The sequence below is a fragment of the Pseudomonas yangonensis genome, assembly GCF_009932725.1.
In the GTDB taxonomy this organism is placed as follows: domain Bacteria; phylum Pseudomonadota; class Gammaproteobacteria; order Pseudomonadales; family Pseudomonadaceae; genus Aquipseudomonas; species Aquipseudomonas yangonensis.
Genome location: NZ_BLJU01000015.1, coordinates 38,549 through 57,776, shown reverse-complemented (window position 1 = coordinate 57,776; position 19,228 = coordinate 38,549). Strand labels below are relative to the sequence as shown.

The window sequence follows — 19,228 nt, the reverse complement described above, 5'->3', positions numbered from 1 at the left end:
TGGCACGGCTCAGAGCTGGGTGATACCGATCAGCAGCAGGGGCAGGGCGAAGAACAGCCCGACGATATAGGCGGCCACGTAGAGTTTGCTGCGTTGTGCCAGGGTGGCCAGGCCCTCGGCAATCATAGGCGGCACGCCGCGCAGCAACGGCAGGGCATAGATGATCAGGATGCCCAGCAGATTGAACAGCAGGTGCACCAGGGCGATCTGCATGGCCACTTCCGCAGTCGGGCCGGTGATCGCGGTGGCTGCCAGCAGTGCGGTTACGCAGGTGCCGATATTGGTGCCAAGGGTGAAGGGGTAGACCTGCTTGAGGCTGAACACGCCGCTGCCGGCCAGTGGCACGATCAACGCCGTGGTGGTCGATGAAGACTGCACCAGTACCGTGATTACGGTACCCGAGGCGATGCCGGAGAGCGGGCCGCGACCGACGCTGGCGTGCATGATGTCCTTGGCACGACCGACCATCACCTTGCGCAGCACCTTGCCGATGGCCGTGACCACGAACAGGATCATCGCCACGCCGATGAGGATCAGCGCGACGCCGCTCCACATCGCCCCGGGCAGCCAGCTGACGCTCGCGCCAAGCAGATCGGAGGCTGGCGACAGCAGGGTTTTCATGAAGTTGACGCTCTTCATGTCGAGGCTGGCGTCGCTGACCAGCAGGCCGGCGAGTGCTTCTGACATGCGCTGCAACGGCTGAAACAGCAGCTCAAGCGGTAACAGTATGGTCACCGCAGTGATGTTGAAGGCGTCATGCACGGTCGCAGCAGAAAACGCGCGCCGGAATTCTTCGCCGCTGCGGATGTGGCCGAGGCTGACGATGGTGCTGGTCAGCGAGGTGCCGATATTGGCGCCCATGATCAGTGGAATGGCGATGGGAATCGGCAAACCGCCGGCGACCATGCCGACGATGATCGAGGTCACTGTGCTTGAGCTCTGTATCAGCGCGGTGGCCACCAGGCCGATCATCAGGCCGACCAGCGGGTTGGTGGCGAAGGCGAACAGCTCACGGGCGTTGTTGCCAGTGGCGGCCTTGAAGCCATCGCCAATGGCGCCGACACCGGCCAGCAACAGGTAGATCAGCGCGACCACCAGCAACCAGGAAAGCCACTGGCGCGTGGCTGGTAGCGAAGGCTGTACTGTCAGCGCGTCGGCATTGGTGGTCATGAGCCATTTCTCCCTCGGCAGCGAATGGCTCGATGCTGGCGACCTCGGGTTAAGATTTGATGACCGCTCAGCTACCACCGGTCTCGCGCTGCATCCACGCCAGATACAGCAGCGCTGGCTGCTGTGCATGCAGGGCAATTGAGCCGGGCCGGCTTTCCAGCAGCAATCCCTGGCCGCCTGCCAGACTGTGTTCTTCCCCGTCCGCCAGCCGGCACTCGATGCCCGCACCGGTCTGGCACCAGACCAGCATCAGTTCGGCATCGTTCTCCACGTCCTGGCGCCCATGCAGTGGCAGCGGGGCGACCCGATGGCGCCAGGCGCCGCGCCGGGTCATCAGGTTGAGGTCGCTGACCGGGCCGTCCACCAGCGCCGCGGTTATCGCCTCCTCGCCGGCGAAGTGCACCACTGCGCCGCCGGCATACAGCACCTCGGCCCGACCGTCACCACGTTGCAGGCGCAACCCAGCGCCACTTAACAGCGCCAGACTGCGATCGACGCCGGCAAAGGTCGAGAACGGCCCCGCCGCGCCGACCCGAGCGCTGCTGATGCGCCATTGGAAATGCTCCAGCCCGGCGCCCGCGGGCGCAATGGCCAGTTCCAGGGTCTCGCCGCCGCCGTTCTTCCAGGGCATGACCCGTGCGCTGGCGAGATCGAGCAGGGTGCAGGACATGAAAATCTCCAAATGTATATACATGAAGTGCGCCGACCAACGGTGTCCATCGGCGACAGCAGAACAGGGTCTCTATAAGGCTAGCGAAAGCGTTTATGGCGCGGTTCGCTTGATATGCAGGTCGTGAGCGTCGCTGCGTCACGGGCGCGACCCGTACGTCACGGGTTGACGCTCGGTCGATGCGCTCATATTGTATATACAAAACAAGCAAGGGGAATCCCATGCCCACGCAATCATCTTCGAAGCAGCTATGGCGCGATGTGCAGGTCTTTGACGGCCTGGCGCAGCTGGACGAGGCAATGAACGTGCTGGTCGAGGACGGCCGCATCGTCGGTCTGTGGCCGGCGCGCGAGTTCAACGAGGCGCAGGCCCAGGGCGCCGCCTGCGCCGGCCGCGGCGGGGTGCTGACTCCCGGCCTGGTCGATTGCCACACCCATCTGGTCTACGCCGGCAACCGTGCCGGCGAGTTCGAGCAGCGCCTGGAAGGGGCGAGCTACGAAGAAATCGCCCGCGCCGGCGGCGGCATCCTCAGCAGCGTGCGCGCGACTCGTGCGGCCAGCGAAGACGAGCTGATCGCCGCCAGCCTGCCGCGCCTCGATGCGCTGCTGGCCGATGGCGTGACCACGGTGGAGATGAAGTCCGGTTACGGCCTGACCGTCGAAAGCGAGCTGAAGATGCTGCGCGTGGCTCGCCGCCTTGGCCAACTGCGCCCGGTACGGGTGCTCACCACCCTGCTCGGCGCCCACGCGCTGCCGCCGGAATACGCTGGCCGCGCCGATGACTACGTGAGCCTGGTCTGCGACGAGATGATTCCGGCGGCGGCCGCCGAAGGCCTGGCCGATGCGGTGGACGTGTTCTGCGAAGGCATCGGCTTCTCGCCTGCGCAGTGCGAGCGCATCTATCAGGCGGCCAGGGCCAATGGTCTGGCGATCAAGGCGCATGCCGAGCAGCTGTCCAATCTGGGCGGCAGCGCCCTGGCCGCGCGTTACGGTGCGCTGTCCGCCGACCATATCGAATACCTGGATGAAGCCGGCGTGCGCGCCTTGGTCGAAGCCGGCACGGTCGCCGTGCTGCTGCCCGGCGCCTTCCATGTGCTGCGCGAAACCCAGCTGCCGCCTATCGAGCTGCTGCGCCAGTACGGTGTGCCGATGGCCGTGGCCAGCGACGCCAACCCCGGCACCTCGCCGATCTGCATGCCCACGCTGATGGCCAACCTGGCCTGCACCCTGTTTCGCCTCACCCCGCGCGAAGCCCTGGCCGGCATGACCGCCCACGGCGCCCGTGCCCTCGGTCTGCCCGAACTCGGCCGCATCGCCGTCGGCGCGCCTGCCGATCTGTGCCTGTGGGATATCCAGCAGCCGGCCGAACTGGCCTATGCGGTGCAGGCCGGGCGCCTGCGCCAGCGCGTTTTCAAGGGAGAAGTGGTTTATGCACGCTGACCGTCATTGCATGAGCGCCTGGACCGGCCGCACCGATCCCGAAGCCGACAGCGCACGCTGGCACCAGCGCATCCGCGCGCTCAGCGAAGCCAGCGAGCCGGGCCTGGCCCTGCTCGGCTTCGCTTGCGACGAGGGTGTGCGCCGCAACCATGGCCGTGTCGGCGCCGCTGGCGCGCCGCAAAGCGTGCGCAAGGCGCTGGCCAATCTCGCCTGGCATCGCCAGGCGCCGGCCTATGACGCCGGTGACGTGACCTGCGAAGACGGTGACCTGGAAGCGGCCCAGGCCCGCCTCGGTCGCAACGTCTGCGCGCTGCTGGACGCCGGCCACCTGCCGCTGGTGATCGGCGGCGGCCACGAGGTGGCCTTCGGCAGCTGGTCCGGTCTGGCCGAGCACCTGTCCGGCAACCCGGCTCCCAAGATCGGCATCGTCAACTTCGACGCCCATTTCGACCTGCGCGACCCGTCCCATGTGCATTCCTCCGGCACGCCCTTCGCCCAGATCGCCGAGCAGTGCGCCGCGCGCGGCTGGCCGTTTCGCTACGCCTGCCTGGGCGTCAGTCGCGCCAGCAACACCCGCGCGCTGTTTTCTCGCGCCGCCGAGCTGAACGTGCTGGTGCGCGAAGACCGTGAAATCCGCGAGGCCACCCTGGAAGCCATCGGCGCCGAGCTGGACGCCTTCGCCGCCGGTTGCGACGCGCTCTACCTGACCATCGACATCGACGTGCTGCCGGCCTGCGAGGCGCCCGGCGTCAGCGCGCCGGCCGCGCGCGGCGTGCGCCTGGAGCTGCTCGAGCCGCTGATCGAACGGCTCAAGGCCAGCGGCAAGCTGCGCCTGGCCGACCTGGCCGAGATCAACCCCGACTACGACATCGACAACCGCACCGCCAAGGTGGCGGCGCGGCTGATTCATCTGCTCAGTCTATGAGCACGCAAGCCCGACGCTTTCCCGCACAACAACAACTACGAGGAAACTACGATGTTCACCACCGCCCGCCGCCGCGGCCAGGAGCCGCGCCATGTCTGAGTCCCTGCCGCTGAGCGCCGGCGTGTCGCGCCCGCGTGCGCTGGCCCGTCTGCTGGGGTACAGCCTGATCGGCCTGCTGCTGTTCTTCGTGCCGTTCGAGATCGGCGGGCGTTCGACCATCCTCCTCGACCACGCTGCCAGCGCCCTGCAGCTGCATGCGCGACCTCTGGTGATCGGCCTGGCGCTGCTGTTCATGCTCTACGGCGCCGTTGCCCCCTGGCTTGACGGCAGCTGGCGACGCAGTCGCACCCACGGCGTGTTCAGCGTGCTCAAGGTGTTCGGCCTGCTGGTCGGTGTCGCCTACCTGCTGCAGCTCGGCCCGCAGGCACTGTATCAGCCGGGCATGCTGCCGTTTCTGTTCGACAAGCTGGTACTCAGCCTGGCGCTGATCGTGCCGCTGGGCTCGCTGGCCCTGGTGTTTCTGATCGGCTTCGGCCTGCTGGAGCTGATCGGCGTGCTGATGCAGCCGGTGATGCGGCCGATCTGGCGCACGCCGGGCAAGTCGGCCATCGATGCCGTGGCCTCCTTCGTCGGCAGCTACTCGGTGGGCCTGCTGATCACCGACCGCATGTACCGCCAGGGCCACTACAGCCTGCGCGAGGCGGCGATCATCGCCACCGGTTTCTCCACCGTGTCGGCGCCGTTCATGGTGATCATCGCCAAGACCCTGGGCCTGATGGGGCAGTGGAACCTGTATTTCTGGAGCGCCATGGCGGTGACCTTCAGCGTCACCGCGATCAGCGCGCGCATCTATCCGCTGTCGCGGCTGCCGTCCGAATCCATCCCGGAAGCGCCGCTGCAAAGCGGCGAAAGCCGACTGGCCAGCGCCTGGCGTGCCGGCCTTCAGCAGGCCAGCATGGCGCCTTCGCTGCCGATGGCGCTGCGCGAGACCTTCCTCGATGGCCTGCGCATGACCGCGGCGATCCTGCCGAGCATCCTCGCCGTCGGCCTGCTCGGTCTGCTCGCGGCTCAATACACCCCGCTGTTCGATGCCCTCGGCCTGCTGCTCTATCCGCTGACCTGGCTGTTCGGCCTGGATGAGCCGATGCAGGTGGCCCGCGCCCTGTCTTCGGGCCTGGCCGAGATGTTCCTGCCGGCCATGCTGCTCAAGGACGCCGACGTGCTGGTGAAGTTCGTCACCGCCATCGTCTCGGTCAGCAGCGTGCTGTTTCTCTCCGCCTCGATTCCCTGCGTGCTGGCCACGCGGATTCCCCTGAGCCTGGGCCACCTGCTGCTGATCTGGCTGCAGCGCACCCTGCTCAGCCTGCTGCTGGCCATCCCCCTGGCCTATCTCGCGCAATTTCTGGGCTGGCTCTGACCGCCCACCCTTAACTCGTTCTCCGTAGGAGCCCGCAACATGACCAAGTTCCGCGACACCGAAATCCGCGCCCCGCGCGGCAACACGCTCACCGCCAAGAGCTGGCTGACCGAAGCGCCGCTGCGCATGCTGATGAACAACCTCGACCCGGACGTGGCCGAAAACCCCAAGGAACTGGTGGTGTACGGCGGCATCGGCCGCGCCGCGCGCAATTGGGAGTGCTACGACAAGATCGTCGAGACCCTCAAGGAGCTGAACGACGACGAGACCCTGCTGGTGCAGTCCGGCAAGCCGGTCGGCGTGTTCAAGACCCACGCCAACGCGCCGCGCGTGCTGATCGCCAACTCCAACCTGGTGCCGCACTGGGCGAGCTGGGAGCACTTCAACGAGCTGGACGCCAAGGGCCTGGCCATGTACGGCCAGATGACCGCCGGCAGCTGGATCTACATCGGCAGCCAGGGCATCGTCCAGGGCACCTACGAGACCTTCGTCGAAGCCGGTCGCCAGCACTACGGCGGTGACCTCAAGGGCCGCTGGGTGCTGACCGCCGGCCTGGGCGGCATGGGCGGCGCCCAGCCGCTGGCCGCCACCCTGGCCGGCGCCTGCTCGCTGAACATCGAATGCCAGCAGAGCAGCATCGACTTCCGCCTGCGCAGCCGTTACGTCGACGAGCAGGCCAGCGATCTGGACGACGCCCTGGCGCGCATCGCCAAGTACACCGCTGAAGGCAAGGCGATCTCCATCGCCCTGCTGGGCAACGCCGCCGAGATCCTGCCGGAACTGGTCAAGCGTGGCGTGCGCCCGGACATGGTCACCGACCAGACCAGCGCCCACGACCCGCTCAACGGCTACCTGCCGATCGGCTGGACCTGGGCCGAATACAAGGATCGCGCAGCCACCGATCCGGCTGGCGTGGTCAAGGCCGCCAAGCAGTCCATGGCCGTGCATGTGCAGGCCATGCTCGACTTCCAGAAGATGGGCGTGCCGACCTTCGACTACGGCAACAACATCCGCCAGATGGCGAAAGAGGAAGGCGTGGCCAATGCCTTCGACTTCCCCGGCTTCGTCCCGGCCTATATCCGCCCGCTGTTCTGCCGCGGCATCGGCCCGTTCCGCTGGGCGGCGCTGTCCGGCAACCCCGAGGACATCTACAAGACCGACGCCAAGGTCAAGGAACTGATCCCCGACGACGCCCACCTGCACCGCTGGCTGGACATGGCCCGCGAGCGCATCAGCTTCCAGGGCCTGCCGGCGCGTATCTGCTGGGTCGGCTTAGGGCTTCGCGCCAAGCTCGGCCTGGCGTTTAACGAAATGGTGCGTTCGGGTGAGCTGAGCGCGCCCATCGTAATCGGCCGCGACCACCTGGACAGCGGCTCGGTCTCCAGCCCCAACCGTGAGACCGAGGCGATGCGGGACGGCTCCGATGCCGTGTCCGACTGGCCGCTGCTCAACGCCCTGCTCAATACCGCCAGCGGCGCGACCTGGGTGTCGCTGCACCACGGTGGTGGCGTGGGCATGGGTTTCTCCCAGCATTCGGGTATGGTCATCGTCTGCGATGGCACCGACGAAGCCGCCGCGCGCATCGCCCGCGTGCTGACCAACGACCCGGGCACCGGCGTGATGCGTCATGCCGATGCCGGTTACCAGATCGCCATCGACTGCGCCAAGGAGCAAGGTCTGAACCTGCCGATGATCGGTTAAGACACGTTCGCCGCCGGCCCGATGGGCCGGCGCATCAATCACCGCACGTACCGCGACTTCAGCCATTATTCGGCTCTGCTTCGCCAGGCGCGATCTCACCCGTGGAAGAACAGAACATGAACACCCTGAACCTGAAACCCGGCCAGCTGACCCTGGCCGACCTGCGCGCCGCCTACCAGGCTCCCGTGCACCTGACCCTGGACGCCAGCGCCCATCAGGCCATCGACGCCAGCGTCGCCTGCGTCAACCAGATCATCGCCGAGGGCCGCACCGCCTACGGCATCAACACCGGTTTCGGTCTGCTGGCCTCGACCCGCATCGCCAATGCCGATCTGGAAAAGCTGCAGCGCTCCCTGGTGCTGTCGCACGCCGCCGGCATCGGCGAGCCGCTGAGCGATGCCATGGTGCGCCTGATCATGCTGCTCAAGATCAACAGCCTGGCGCGCGGCTTCTCCGGCATCCGCCGCAAGGTGATCGACGCGCTGATCGCCCTGGTCAACGCCGAGGTCTACCCGCATATCCCGCTGAAAGGCTCGGTCGGCGCCTCCGGCGACCTGGCGCCGCTGGCGCATATGTCGCTGGTGCTGCTCGGCGAAAGCCAGGCGCGCTACAAGGGTGAATGGCTGCCGGCCACCGAGGCGCTGGCCATCGCCGGTCTGGAGCCGATGACCCTGGCCGCCAAGGAGGGCCTGGCCCTGCTCAACGGCACTCAGGTGTCCGCCGCCTACGCCCTGCGCGGGCTGTTCGAGGCCGAGGACCTGTACGCCGCCGCCAGCGTCTGCGGCGCGCTCAGCGTCGAGGCGCTGCTGGGTTCGCGCTCGCCCTTCGATGCACGCATCCATGCCGCCCGTGGTCAGCGCGGGCAGATCGACGCGGCAGCCGCCTTCCGTCACCTGCTGGCTGACAGCAGCGAGATCGGCCGTTCCCACGCGGCCTGCGACAAGGTGCAGGACCCGTACTCGCTGCGCTGCCAGCCGCAGGTCATGGGCGCCTGCCTGACCCAGCTGCGTCAGGCTGCCGAGGTGCTCGGCGTCGAGGCCAATGCGGTATCCGACAACCCGCTGGTGTTCGCCGCTGAAGGCGAGGTGATTTCCGGTGGCAACTTCCACGCCGAGCCGGTGGCAATGGCCGCCGACAATATCGCCCTGGCCATCGCCGAGATCGGCTCGCTGTCCGAACGGCGCATCTCGCTGATGATGGACAAGCACATGTCGCAGCTGCCGCCGTTCCTGGTGGCCAATGGCGGGGTCAACTCCGGCTTCATGATCGCCCAGGTGACGGCGGCAGCCTTGGCCAGCGACAACAAGGCGCTGTCCCACCCGCACAGCGTCGACAGCCTGCCCACTTCGGCCAACCAGGAAGACCACGTGTCCATGGCGCCGGGCGCCGGCAAGCGACTGTGGGAAATGGCCGCCAACACTCGCGGCATCCTCGCCGTGGAATGGCTGGGCGCCTGCCAGGGCCTGGATTTCCGTGAAGGCCTGAAGAGCACGCCGGCGCTGGAGCAGGCGCGCCAGACGCTGCGCGCCAAGGTGCCGTACTACGTCGAGGACCGCTTCTTCGCCCCGGACATCGCCGCCGCCGACGAACTGCTGGCCGAGCGTGTGCTGACGCCGCTGCTGCCGGCCGGCATGCTGCCGTCGGTAGGCTGAGAACGGCGGTAGCGTAGCCCGGATGCAATCCGGGGCTTTGATATGAGGCCCCGGATTTCATCCGGGCCACGGTCTTCATGTAGGAGTCGCGCCCCGCGGCGAATGGTGGTTATGCCGCAGGTTTTGCTGAGTGGTTGCGACCGCTTTCGCCCCGAGGCGGGGCTCCTGCGAGATCACTCGTATGGCTGATGTATCATCCGCGCACCGGGCATACCCAAGGAGCAGCCGTGACCAGTCCCACCCCGCGCTACAAGGTCATCGAGGATTTTCTTCTCGAGCGCATTCACGGCGGTGCCTATCCGGTCAATCATCAGATTCCGCCCGAGGAGCAACTGGCGCGCGATTTCGGCGTCAGCCGCATGACCGCCAACAAGGCGATCCAGAATCTGGTGCAGAAGGGCTATCTGGTGCGTCAGGCCGGGCTCGGTACCTTCGTCACCGACCGCAAGGCCGAGTCGCCGCTGCATGAGGTGATGAACATTGCCAGCGAAGTGCGCGGTCGCGGTCATGCCTACAGCAACGCTGTGGTGCGCTGCGAAGCCATCGCCGCCGATGACGAGGTGGCCCTGCGCCTTGGCCTGCGCTTGGGCGGCGAGGTGTTTCACAGCATCCTCGTGCACCTGCAGGACGGCCTGCCGATCCAGCTCGAGGATCGCTTCGTCAACCCGCGCTGGGTGCCGCACTACCTGCAGAGCGACTTCACCCAGGTGACGCCCAACGAGGTGCTGGTCGCCAGTTGCCCGATCTCGGATGTCGAGCATGTGGTCGAAGCGGTGCTGGTGGATGCGCGTACCGCCGAGCTGCTGCAGATCGACCCGGCCATGCCCTGCCTGAGCGTGATCCGCCGTACCTGGTCGGACGATCACCTGATCAGCTACGCGCGGCTGATCCACCCCGGCGATCGCTACAAGCTGCGCTCGCTGCACAAGCGCAGAGCCTAGGCCTTGCACAAACCGTAGGGGCCGGCTTGCCGGCGATCCGCAGTGGTTTCGTCGCGGCTAAAGCCCTCCCACAGTGACCGAAATCAGTCGCTGATCAGCTGATCCACCAGCGACGGATCGTCGATAAAGCGATTACGCGTGCCTTGCAGCACTTCGATCCTGTCGTTGCGCGCCTTTTCTTCCGCATCGGGCGGGTCCAGGCGGTGCCAGGCCTTGTACATCGGCACCAGGCCGACGATCGGCAGGCCGTACTCGACATGCATGTAGAAGATCGCCCGGGCGATATTGCCCTTGGCTTCGTCACGCGGCTCCACCAGCTGATAGCTGGCCTTCAGGTCGCAGCCGATATCGGCAAACTTGCTCGGCACATCGTCGGCCAGGTCGGCGAACTGGGCGTTACGCCGCACCAACTCCACGCGGGTCAGCGCCGGGTAGTAGTTGTGCAGGTCGGCGACTATATAGGGGTAGCGCGGATTCATGATGGTGCACTGGCGATCGGTGACGCAGCGCATCGCGCTCTTGAGCTGTTTGCTGCTGTAGATCGGGCTGGCGGTCAATGTGCTGCTTTCGCGGGCGAAGGTCTGAGCGCAATACAGCGTGCTGCCTCCGTTGCCATAGAGGTTCTGCCAGAACGCCTGTTCGATGGCCTGCTTGACGTCACCCAGTTGGGTCTGGCCGCTGGCCAGGGAAAAGGTGCTCATGCAGGAGGTTGCCAGGCAACCGAGAAGCAGAGTGACTGCGCGCATACTCAAGCCCCAGTGACCGCCGTTGACGGGGTCTGTTGTTTTTGTAGGACAAGATGGAGTCTAGCAAGACGTGCGTCACAAAAAACATCGACAGATGCCTCGACCCAACTTGGGATGGCTCAGGGCAAGTGCCAGCCGGAATCGGCTCGCGAGCGCTAGCGAGCAATTTTTGTAAGCCATGGCTTACAAGATGTCCCGATTATCGCCACTGTCGGGCCATCAGGCACGGGCGTACTCTGCCGCACATGGATTCAGCGCAGGAAGCGCCTAGACAAACAGGGACACGCTGGACAGCCACCAGGACGGTGAGCAGATCAAGGATGTCAGGACAACAGTCTGCAAGACCCCGCAAGCGCGGGGTTTTCTTTTTTCTGCCCGGTGGTTTTCTACCGCCTCCTGCTTTCACGCAGCTCGCTGTTCGATACGCAAGCGCTCGAACCAGTCCAGGGTCTCGTCCCATAGCCGCTGCGCCGCAGGGCGGAAGTAACCCATATGACCGATAGTGCCCAGACCTTCGGCCTGTGAGTCGAGCGTGCGCGCCTGATAGGGCGCGTTGACGTAGGCAGCCATGAAGGCATCGCGTGAGGCGGGCGGTGCCCACAGATCGTCCAGCGTATTGAGGGCCACGATGGGCGTGCGCACCTGAGCGAAACGCTCGGCCAGCCCCGGCATCCGCGGATCGTCGAAGAAGTAGCGGGGAAAGCGGCACCAGCGCTTCCACTGACGGTAGACGCCCAGCGGCAGATCTTCGCCCATGCCCAGCTTGCTCCACGCCAGATAGCCCTTGTAGCGCGTGATCAGCGGGCCGACCAGCCGCCACATGGCCAGCACGCGCAGTTGTTCGCTCTTCGGCATCCAGCCATGCCAGCCGGCGCCCGTGCCGAAGGTGTAGAAGCCGGCGACCTGAGCATGGTTGGGCAGCAGGCCGAAGGCGTGGCCGCCGAAGGAATGACCGATCATGAACAGCGGACGCTCGGCATGCCAGTGCTGATCCACCGCCGCGGCCAGGTCGAGGTGTGCCCAGTCCAGATACTCCATCTCGAAACCACGCAGGCTGTCCGGCCTGGATTGGCCGATACCGCGGTAGTCCAGGGTCAGGGTATTGAAGCCCCGGCTGGCAGCGTGTTCGGCGAAGCGCCGGTAGAAGCCCTGCGGCACGCCGGTGGCGCCGGCGATGAGCAACTGTGCCTGGGGACGCTCGGCGTGATAGCGCGTGGCGGCCAGCGGATAGTCGTCAAGGGCCAGCAGGGGCTGGGTTTCGCGGCGAATGGGCGTGGTCATGGCGACAGGGACTCCGTGCGATGCTGGCGGATGAAGTGGAGCAGGGTGGTCACGGCCTGTTTCAGCGGTTCGCTGCTGCCGGCGACGCGCGCCTGCAGCAGGCCACCTTCGTAGAGCGCGACGAACAGGGCAGCCAGGCCCTGTGGCTGTGGATAACCATGGCGTTGCAACTGCTGCTGCAGCGCCTGGCGAATGACCACGAAGGCGTTGGCCAGGGCCGCGCGAATCTGCTGATCGTCCGGGGTGCTTTCCAGGGCGATGGCGGCCAGTGGGCAACCGCGTTCGAACGCGCTGTTCTGCAGTTGGCCGAGCGCGCTCTGCAGCCAGGTGCTCAGTGCATCGAGCGGGTCGGGCTGCTGCGCGAAGAGCGTGGCGAAAGCCTGCTCGGCGCGCTGGCCGACGCGTTCGATGGCCGCCACGGCGAGCTCGGTCTTGCCACCGGGGAAGTGGTGGTAAAGGCTGCCCTTGGGCGCTTCGGCGGTAGCCAGCAGTTCGTTCAGGCCGACGCCGTGCAGGCCCTTGCGCTGCAGGGCATCGATCATGGCGTCGATCAGTTTGTCGCGAGTGGTCTTGGTCATGTCCTGGATTATCTAGACCGGTCGGTCTAGTGGCCAGTGTCATTCAGGCCGCTGATCAGGCCATATCGGCAATTGTGGCCTGCTTCAGGGTGTTTCCCAGGCGCCGTCGAGCGCGCTGCGCAACAGATCGATCATCGCCTGCTGGCGCTGTGCGTCGCGATACACCAGGCCGACCTGCAGCGGGATGCGTGGCTCGCTCAGGGGCTTCCAGAGCAGGCCATGATGGGCATGCATCTGCCTGGCGCGCCCGGGCAGCACGCTGGCCAGGGTGGTGTGCGGCAGGCTGTCGAGAATGCCGTTCATATGGTTCAGCTCCGCCTGCACCTGCGGCCTCCGGCCGAGCAGGGCAAGCTGCTCTTGCCAGATCTGGCGGATGCGAAACTCCTCGCCGAGCAGCAACATCGGCAGGTCCGCTGCCTGGCTCAGGGACACCTTGCGGAAATCGCGCAGGGGATGGTTCTCCGGCACCACCAGCTGTAATTCGTCCTCGTACAGCGCCAGGCTATGCAAGCCCGGCTGACGCGGCGGCAGGAAGCCGATGCCAATGTCCAGGCCACCGCTGAGCAGGCGCCGCTCGATGTCCACGCCCGAGAGTTCGTAGAGCTTGACCACCAGCTGCGGCTGCGCCTGCTGCAAGCGTTCCAGCAGTAGCGGCACCAGGCTGGCGTTGACCGTCTGCAGCACACCGATGGACAGGCTGCGTGGCCCTGGCCCGCGGAAGCTGCGCAGCGCCTCGCGTGCGCGCTCCATGCCATCGAGCAACGGTACGGCGTGGTTGTACAGCGTGTGTGCGGCCAGTGTGGGCAGCAGACGCCTGCCGCTGCGCTGGAACAGGCCGACATCCAGATCGCCTTCCAGCTGGCGGATCTGTTGCGACAGTGCCGGTTGGGAAATGTTCAGGCGCTCGGCGGCACGGCCGACATGGCCCTCCTCATAGAGCGCGACGAAATAGCGGAGCTGACGAAAATCCATAAGTTTCCGTTATGAATCAAGCAGGGAAAACGAAATGTCAAAATAGCCCGAAGCTCCCTAGTCTAGCGGCATCATCAACAGCCGATAAGGCCGGAGCGGTCGGTGAAGCAGGTCGAGATTCAAGGCGTATTCATAGGTAAAGCCGAAGAAATTGGTGGTGGGCTTAGTGTCGCGCGGCGCAAGCAGCGGGTCGATCACCGCCTGTGGCTGTGGCCGCAGGGCCTCGGCCAGGACGAGCAGGGCGATGCGCGCTTCCACGGTGGTCCCGAGCGTGCCCTGCACCACTATCCGGCGGAACACTATGAGCACTGGCAGGCGCTTTACCCGCAGCTGGACTGGTCACGGCCCAGCTTCGGCGAGAATCTCTCCAGCCAGGGGCTGACCGAGGCACAGGTGTGCATCGGCGATGTGTTTCGGTGGGGCGACGTGCTGCTGCAGGTCAGCCAGCCGCGCTCGCCCTGCTATCGCCTCAACCGTGAGGGGCTACACCCGGAACTGGCCCAGGCGGTTCAGGACAGTGGTCGCTGCGGCTGGTTCTATCGCGTACTCAAGCCGGGTTTCGTCAGTGCCGAGCTGCCATTCGAGCTGGTTCAGCGCCGCTATCCCAGCCTGAGCGTGGCGCGGGCCCTGCAGCATTTCTATCACTCGCCCATGGAGCGAGCCGGCCTGCAGCAGTTGCAGTTGTGCCCGGCGCTATCGGCACGCTGGCGTGAAATCGCCGCGCAACGTTTGCGCAGCGGCCGTCTGGAAAACTGGTCGGCGCGTCTGCTCGGCCTGCCTCTGGCGGGCGCGGTCGCCGAGGCGGAGCGTCGTTATGCGTGATGGCATGGCAAGGCTGCAACTGATGGGCGAGCACGCCGCTCCTCTGTTCGTGCGCGGGCAGGGCTCCTGGCTGTGGGACGCCGACGGCCGCGCCTATCTCGATTTCGATCAGGGACAGGGAGGCAACAGCCTGGGCCATAGCCCGACCCTGCTGCTGGATGCCTTGCGTCGTCAGGCCGAGCAGTTGATCAGCCCAGGGCGCGAGCAGTGCAGCCGGGGACAGCTCAAACTGGCTTCACGCCTATGCCAGGCCACCGGTAGCGAGCAGGCAGCGTTCTGCAGCGACCCCGCGCAGGCCAACGCGCTGGCCGTGCACTTGGCGCTGCAGGCAGCGGCAGAACAGAAGCCCGCGGCCGACACCCTGGTGTTGCTCGATGGCAGCCACCTCGCCTTGCCGCTTCATCCGGTGGCGAAGCGGGTAGTGCGGGTGCCGTTCAACGATCTCGAGGCCCTGGCCGCCGTGGTCGATCTGCGTTGCGCCGCCGTATTGCTCGAGCCGGTGCAACGAGCTGCCGGCGTGGTACCGGCAACTCTGGAATACCTGCAAGGTGCGCAGCGGCTCTGCCGCGAGCAGGGCGCCGTATTGATCCTCGATGAGACTGGCAGCGGTATGGGACGTTGTGGCGCGCTGCTGGCCGAGGAGCTGTACGGCGTGCGCGCCGACCTGTTGACCCTTGGCGGCGCGCTCGGCGGCGGCCTGCCCCTGGCCGCCGTGCTGGCGCGTGGGCGGATCGCCGAGGCGTCTGCGGCCTTGCTGCCCGCCTGCCCGGCCGAGGCGTTGCTGACGGTTGCCGGTGTTGCGGTGCTTGGCGCCGTGCTCGAAGGCAGTTTCTTCAGCCAGGTGCGCGACGTCAGCGAGCATGTGCGCGAGGGCCTGGCGCGATTGTCGCGACGGCATGGCCATGGCTCGCTGCGCGGCCACGGCCTGTTGCTTGGCTTGCCCCTGATCGGGCTGTCGGCGCCTGTGGTGCAGCGTGCCGCGCGTGAGCAGGGGTTGTTGCTTGGCGTCGCACGTAATGACTGCCTGTGCCTGTCGCCGGCCCTGACGGTGAGCCATGGCAACGTCGAGGAGATGCTGCGTCGCCTGGGCCGAGCATTGCAGCGGGTCGAGCAACTCTGCGAGGAGGTGGCCTGATGCGCATTGCGGTGATTCAGCACGGCGCGGATGTAGGCCCTGCGGCAATGCGACAGTGGCTTGGCGAGCACCAGGTCAGCTGGCACCGGTTGTTCGCCGGTGAGCCCTTGCCGAGCCTGGAGGATTTCGAGCTGCTGCTGTTGCTCGACGGCTCGCTGAGCGTACATGACGAACGCCAGCACGGCTGGATGGGCGCAGAGAAGTGCCTGATCCACCAGTCTCTGATGGCGCGCAAGCGGGTGTTCGGCAGCGGGCTCGGCGCCTTGCTTCTGGCCGAAGCCCTGGGCGCACGTATCGCGAGTGGCCCGCAGGCTGCGCGAATCGGCTGGTGGCAACTGGAAAAGGACCCGCAATCACGCCAGTCGCCGCTTGGCCGCATGCTGCCGCAGCGTCTGCTGGCGCTGCACTGGCAGCGTGAAAGCTGCAGCCTGCCGCAGGGCGCGATCGCCTTGTACGGCTCTACGGCTGCGGCCTTGCAGGGCTTCGTCTGGCAGGAACGCGCCATCGGTTTGCTCTGCCAGCTGGAAAGCGATGCCGAGAGTCTCGATGAGCGCCTGCAGCAGGCCTCGGCCGATCTCGCTCTAAGGGGCGAGATGCAGGATCGCGCGAGCATTCGTGACGGCGCGCCACATGCGGCATCAGCCAACGCCACCCTGTTCCGTCTGCTCGATTACCTCTCGGGTGCCCACGCCCATATGACCTGAACACCCTTTTTGCGAGTCTGTCGCACGCCCCGGTCTACCGACGGGGCGTTTTTTCTGCGGCTTCAGCCAGCGTGCTTGGCCACCCAGTCGGCGTAAGCGTCGATGAACTTCTGCAGGAACGGCTTGATGCCGTCGCTGAGCACGCCGTTCTCGTCGAAGAAGTTGCCGGCACCGCCGAGGTAGGCCTCCGGCTGCTGCAGCACATACACATCGAGGAACACCAGGCACTGGCGCAGGTGATGGTTGGCGCCGAAGCCGCCGATGGCACCTGGCGAGGCGCTGAGCACTGCTCCCGGCTTGCCGCTGAAGCCGCTCTGGCCGTACGGGCGCGAGCCGACGTCGATGGCGTTCTTCATCGCGCCGGGGATCGAGCGGTTGTATTCCGGGGTGATGAACAGCACGGCATCGGCGGCCTTGAGCTTGCTGCGAAAGGGCGCGTAGGACGCCGGAGCGCTATCGCCATCGGCGTCTTCGTTGTACAGCGGCAGGTCGCCGATCTCGAGGATCTCCAAGTTCAGCGAAGCGGGCGCCAGGTCGGCCAGCGCCAACGCCAGCTTGCGGTTGATAGAGGCCTTGCGCAGGCTGCCGACCAGTACGGCGACGTTGTAGGTCTTGCTCATGGTTGTTCCTCTGGCGAATGAATAAACAGGCAGCAACTATAGACCGGTCAGAGGACTCGGGTCCCGTCTTGTCTCATTCCAATGCGCGTGCCGTGGCGATGAAGGGCCGCAAGGTGATCGGGATGGACTTGGCCGCCGGCACCTTGGCCTTCTTCTCATGGTGCCAGAGCGGCACCAGCACGTTGCACTCGGGGTAATAGGCCGCGCAGCAGCCTTCGGGAATGTCGTGCGGGGTGACGCGCAGCGGTCCGACCGAGCGCTGTACGCCATCGTCCACGGCGGTGCTTGCCTGCACCTGATCGCCTTCGTTCAGCCCCAGGCGGGCCATGTCGTTGCGGTGCATGAACAGTACCGAGCGGGTGCCGTGCACGCCGCGGAAACGGTCATCGTAGCCATACACCGTGGTGTTGAACTGATCGTTGCTGCGGATCGTCATCAGGTTGAGCACGTCACGGCGCTCCGGGTTCTGTTCGACGTCGTCGTTGAGCTCCAGGGTGTACGGCCGGGTGAAGTTGGCCTTGCCGCTTTCGGTGTTCCATTCGCGCCAGGTAGCCGGCAGGGGACGATGGAAGCCGCCCGGTTCGAGCATGCGCGTGTTGAAGTCGTGGAAGATCTCCGGATAGCTGGTGGCGATGGCCTCGCGGATCAGCCCGTAGTCGGCCACCCAGGCATCCCAGTCCATGCGCGGGTTGGCCGGCAGCGTGGCCTTGGCCAGGGCGGCGATGATCGCCGGTTCCGAACGCAGCTGCTCGCCGGCCGGCTTGACCACGCCCTGCCAGGCACGGATGCAGGCGGTGCTGTCCTCGGTGGTGTGGTACTGCGGGCCGCCGGCCTGAATATCAATCTCGGTACGCCCCAGACAGGGCAGGATGTAGGCTTTCTCGCCGTGCACCAGGGCGCTGCGGTTGAGCTTGGTGACGATCTGCACGGTCAGGCGCAGTTTGCTCCAGGCCGGCTCCATGCGCTGGCTGTCCGGGGTGGCACGAACGAAGTTGCCGCCCAGGGAGAGGAATGCCTGGATCGTGCCGTTGAGCACGCCCTCACAGGCGTCCACCGTGGTGGCGCCGTCACGCTCCGGCACGTTGAAGCCGAACTGCTGGTACAGGCGGTCGACCGGCACCTGGGCGACCTTCTCGGTGATGCCCACGGTGCGCTGGCCCTGCACGTTGGAATGGCCGCGCACCGGGCAGATGCCCGCGCCTTCCTTGCCCAGATTGCCGCGCATCAGCAGCAGGTTGACCAGCATCTGGATGCTGGTCACTCCATGACGATGCTGGGTCAGCCCCATGCCGTAGATGGCGATGACCCGCTGGCAACCGGCATAGACCCTGGCGGCGCCCTCCATCGCGCCACGGGTCAGGCCGCTGCGGCGCTCCAGCATCTCCCAGGCGTAGCCGCGAATGGTCTGCTCGAAGCTCTCGAAGCCCTGGGTGTGCTGCTCGATGAAGGCGATGTCCAGCACACGATCCTGGCCGTTCTCGCGCGCCGCGTCGTCCATGGTCAGCAGCGCCTTGCAGATGCCGGCAATGGCCGCGGCATCGCCGCCGATGGTGAGCTGGTGATAGTGGGTGCTGACCACTTCCGACTCACCCGTGAGCATCTGCTTTGGCGACTGCGGATTGGTGAAACGCTCCAGGCCGCGTTCGCGCAGCGGATTGAAGGTGAGAATGGGGGCGCCGCGCTGGCGGGCAGCGTCCAGGTCATGCAGCATGCGCGGGCTGTTGCTGCTGGTGTTGTGGCCGAAGATCAGCAGGCCGTCGGTCTTGCCGAAATCCTCCAGAGTGACGGTGCCGACCGGCACGCCGATGCTTTCCGGCAAGGCCACCGATGTGCTCTCGTGACACATGTTGGAGCTGTCCGGCAGGTTGTTGGTGCCGTAGGCGCGGGCCAGCAGCTGCCACAGGTAGGAGGCCTCCAGCGAGGCGCGGCCTGAGGCGTAGAACACGGCCTGGTCGGGGTTTTCCAACGCCTTGAGTTCGGCGCCGATCTCGGCGATGGCCTCGTCCCAGCTGACTGGCAGGTAGCGATCAGTGGCTGCATCCCAGCGCATCGGTTCGGTGAGCCGGCCCTGCTGCTCCAGCTGATAGTCGCTCCAGTTGCGCAGCTCGCTCAGGCTGTGGGCGGCGAAGAATTCGGGCGTGCAGCGCAGGCTGGTGGTTTCCCAGGCCGTGGCCTTGGCGCCGTTCTCGCAAAAGGCCAACGGTTTGGACGGGTGCGGCTTGGCCCAGGCGCAACTGACGCAGGCGAAGCCGTTGATCGGGCGGTTCTGCTTGAGCAGCGCCATGGCGCCGGTCAGCGGCGCCCGTTCGCGCAGCAGGATGGTGCCCACGGCATTGGCCGAACCCCAGCCGCCGGAAGGTCCACGATAGGGTTTGAATCGGGGTTTCATGCTCCGTCTCCCTGGCTCGTCGTCTTGCAGTTACGACGGAGGGGGCGGGGGATGGTTCAGGTTGTT

17 protein-coding genes are annotated in these 19,228 nt (G+C 66.2%); 9 read left to right on the top strand and 8 right to left on the bottom strand.

The window, feature by feature from the left end; all coding sequences use genetic code 11:
* Positions 1-9: 9 nt before the first annotated feature.
* Positions 10-1,170 (bottom strand): Na/Pi symporter, encoded by a 1,161-nt coding sequence (locus tag GYB81_RS16180; RefSeq protein WP_161865997.1) that lies wholly within the window; start codon positions 1,168-1,170, stop codon positions 10-12.
* A gap of 67 nt (positions 1,171-1,237) precedes the next feature.
* The gene (locus GYB81_RS16175; RefSeq protein WP_161865996.1) at positions 1,238-1,840 is read right to left on the bottom strand and encodes a HutD/Ves family protein; all 603 of its coding nucleotides are present in this window, start codon (positions 1,838-1,840) and stop codon (positions 1,238-1,240) included.
* Between the two features lie 221 nt (positions 1,841-2,061).
* On the opposite strand from GYB81_RS16175, the gene hutI reads away from it, so the two are divergent.
* The 6 genes from hutI to hutC all read left to right on the top strand — a co-directional run bounded on the left by hutI (position 2,062) and on the right by hutC (position 9,915).
* Positions 2,062-3,279 (top strand): imidazolonepropionase, encoded by a 1,218-nt coding sequence (gene hutI / locus GYB81_RS16170; RefSeq protein WP_161865995.1) that lies wholly within the window; start codon positions 2,062-2,064, stop codon positions 3,277-3,279.
* Complete coding sequence (gene hutG, locus GYB81_RS16165) at positions 3,269-4,204, top strand: formimidoylglutamase (RefSeq protein ID WP_161865994.1); 936 nt, start codon at positions 3,269-3,271, stop codon at positions 4,202-4,204. Before hutI ends, hutG begins: the two co-directional genes overlap by 11 nt.
* Before the next feature lie 91 nt (positions 4,205-4,295).
* Positions 4,296-5,621 carry a YjiH family protein gene (locus GYB81_RS16160; protein WP_161865993.1) on the top strand — a complete coding sequence of 442 codons (1,326 nt, stop codon included), beginning with the start codon at positions 4,296-4,298 and terminating at the stop codon, positions 5,619-5,621.
* Positions 5,622-5,660: 39 nt separating this feature from the next.
* Complete coding sequence (gene hutU, locus GYB81_RS16155) at positions 5,661-7,322, top strand: urocanate hydratase (RefSeq protein ID WP_161865992.1); 1,662 nt, start codon at positions 5,661-5,663, stop codon at positions 7,320-7,322.
* A 116-nt stretch (positions 7,323-7,438) separates the two neighbouring features.
* Positions 7,439-8,974: a histidine ammonia-lyase gene (hutH, locus tag GYB81_RS16150; RefSeq protein ID WP_161865991.1), complete on the top strand. Its 1,536-nt coding sequence runs from the start codon at positions 7,439-7,441 to the stop codon at positions 8,972-8,974.
* Positions 8,975-9,201: 227 nt separating this feature from the next.
* Entirely contained in the window at positions 9,202-9,915 is a 714-nt protein-coding gene (gene hutC / locus GYB81_RS16145; protein WP_161865990.1) for a histidine utilization transcriptional repressor HutC, read from the top strand.
* Positions 9,916-9,998: 83 nt separating this feature from the next.
* Here the strand turns inward: hutC and GYB81_RS16140 are convergent, their stop codons facing one another.
* From GYB81_RS16140 to GYB81_RS16125, 4 genes are all read right to left on the bottom strand, one after another.
* Positions 9,999-10,661: an endonuclease gene (locus GYB81_RS16140; RefSeq protein ID WP_161865989.1), complete on the bottom strand. Its 663-nt coding sequence runs from the start codon at positions 10,659-10,661 to the stop codon at positions 9,999-10,001.
* 402 nt (positions 10,662-11,063) lie between these two features.
* On the bottom strand, positions 11,064-11,942 hold the full coding sequence (locus GYB81_RS16135; protein ID WP_161865988.1) for an alpha/beta hydrolase family protein: 879 nt from the start codon (positions 11,940-11,942) through the stop codon (positions 11,064-11,066).
* Complete coding sequence (locus GYB81_RS16130) at positions 11,939-12,520, bottom strand: TetR/AcrR family transcriptional regulator (RefSeq protein ID WP_161865987.1); 582 nt, start codon at positions 12,518-12,520, stop codon at positions 11,939-11,941. The genes GYB81_RS16135 and GYB81_RS16130 overlap by 4 nt, the downstream gene beginning before the upstream one ends.
* A gap of 84 nt (positions 12,521-12,604) precedes the next feature.
* A complete protein-coding gene (locus tag GYB81_RS16125; protein ID WP_161865986.1) occupies positions 12,605-13,492 on the bottom strand; it encodes a LysR family transcriptional regulator in 888 nt (295 codons plus the stop codon).
* A gap of 102 nt (positions 13,493-13,594) precedes the next feature.
* On the opposite strand from GYB81_RS16125, the gene GYB81_RS16120 reads away from it, so the two are divergent.
* The 3 genes from GYB81_RS16120 to GYB81_RS16110 are packed head-to-tail and all read left to right on the top strand — an operon-like array spanning position 13,595 to position 16,153.
* Positions 13,595-14,314, top strand: coding sequence for an MOSC domain-containing protein (locus GYB81_RS16120; protein WP_161865985.1), 720 nt, complete (start codon positions 13,595-13,597; stop codon positions 14,312-14,314).
* Positions 14,307-15,449: an aspartate aminotransferase family protein gene (locus tag GYB81_RS16115; RefSeq protein ID WP_161865984.1), complete on the top strand. Its 1,143-nt coding sequence runs from the start codon at positions 14,307-14,309 to the stop codon at positions 15,447-15,449. Before GYB81_RS16120 ends, GYB81_RS16115 begins: the two co-directional genes overlap by 8 nt.
* Positions 15,449-16,153 (top strand): type 1 glutamine amidotransferase family protein, encoded by a 705-nt coding sequence (locus GYB81_RS16110; protein ID WP_161865983.1) that lies wholly within the window; start codon positions 15,449-15,451, stop codon positions 16,151-16,153. Before GYB81_RS16115 ends, GYB81_RS16110 begins: the two co-directional genes overlap by 1 nt.
* 62 nt (positions 16,154-16,215) lie before the next feature.
* Here the strand turns inward: GYB81_RS16110 and GYB81_RS16105 are convergent, their stop codons facing one another.
* Together GYB81_RS16105 and GYB81_RS16100 are read right to left on the bottom strand one after the other, a co-directional pair.
* Entirely contained in the window at positions 16,216-16,773 is a 558-nt protein-coding gene (locus tag GYB81_RS16105; protein ID WP_161865982.1) for an NADPH-dependent FMN reductase, read from the bottom strand.
* Positions 16,774-16,846: 73 nt separating this feature from the next.
* Positions 16,847-19,162 (bottom strand): FdhF/YdeP family oxidoreductase, encoded by a 2,316-nt coding sequence (locus GYB81_RS16100; protein WP_161865981.1) that lies wholly within the window; start codon positions 19,160-19,162, stop codon positions 16,847-16,849.
* Between the last annotated feature and the right edge of the window lie 66 nt (positions 19,163-19,228).

Excerpts from the sequence above, each read along its gene's own strand:
- GYB81_RS16180 (WP_161865997.1), bottom strand. The coding sequence starts at position 1,170 with ATGACCACCAATGCCGACGCGCTGACAGTACAGCCTTCGCTACCAGCC.
- GYB81_RS16175 (WP_161865996.1), bottom strand. The coding sequence starts at position 1,840 with ATGTCCTGCACCCTGCTCGATCTCGCCAGCGCACGGGTCATGCCCTGG.
- hutI (WP_161865995.1), top strand. The coding sequence starts at position 2,062 with ATGCCCACGCAATCATCTTCGAAGCAGCTATGGCGCGATGTGCAGGTC.
- hutG (WP_161865994.1), top strand. The coding sequence starts at position 3,269 with ATGCACGCTGACCGTCATTGCATGAGCGCCTGGACCGGCCGCACCGAT.
- GYB81_RS16160 (WP_161865993.1), top strand. The coding sequence starts at position 4,296 with ATGTCTGAGTCCCTGCCGCTGAGCGCCGGCGTGTCGCGCCCGCGTGCG.
- hutU (WP_161865992.1), top strand. The coding sequence starts at position 5,661 with ATGACCAAGTTCCGCGACACCGAAATCCGCGCCCCGCGCGGCAACACG.
- hutH (WP_161865991.1), top strand. The coding sequence starts at position 7,439 with ATGAACACCCTGAACCTGAAACCCGGCCAGCTGACCCTGGCCGACCTG.
- GYB81_RS16140 (WP_161865989.1), bottom strand. The coding sequence starts at position 10,661 with ATGCGCGCAGTCACTCTGCTTCTCGGTTGCCTGGCAACCTCCTGCATG.
- GYB81_RS16135 (WP_161865988.1), bottom strand. The coding sequence starts at position 11,942 with ATGACCACGCCCATTCGCCGCGAAACCCAGCCCCTGCTGGCCCTTGAC.
- GYB81_RS16130 (WP_161865987.1), bottom strand. The coding sequence starts at position 12,520 with ATGACCAAGACCACTCGCGACAAACTGATCGACGCCATGATCGATGCC.
- GYB81_RS16125 (WP_161865986.1), bottom strand. The coding sequence starts at position 13,492 with ATGGATTTTCGTCAGCTCCGCTATTTCGTCGCGCTCTATGAGGAGGGC.
- GYB81_RS16115 (WP_161865984.1), top strand. The coding sequence starts at position 14,307 with ATGCGTGATGGCATGGCAAGGCTGCAACTGATGGGCGAGCACGCCGCT.
- GYB81_RS16110 (WP_161865983.1), top strand. The coding sequence starts at position 15,449 with ATGCGCATTGCGGTGATTCAGCACGGCGCGGATGTAGGCCCTGCGGCA.
- GYB81_RS16105 (WP_161865982.1), bottom strand. The coding sequence starts at position 16,773 with ATGAGCAAGACCTACAACGTCGCCGTACTGGTCGGCAGCCTGCGCAAG.
- GYB81_RS16100 (WP_161865981.1), bottom strand. The coding sequence starts at position 19,162 with ATGAAACCCCGATTCAAACCCTATCGTGGACCTTCCGGCGGCTGGGGT.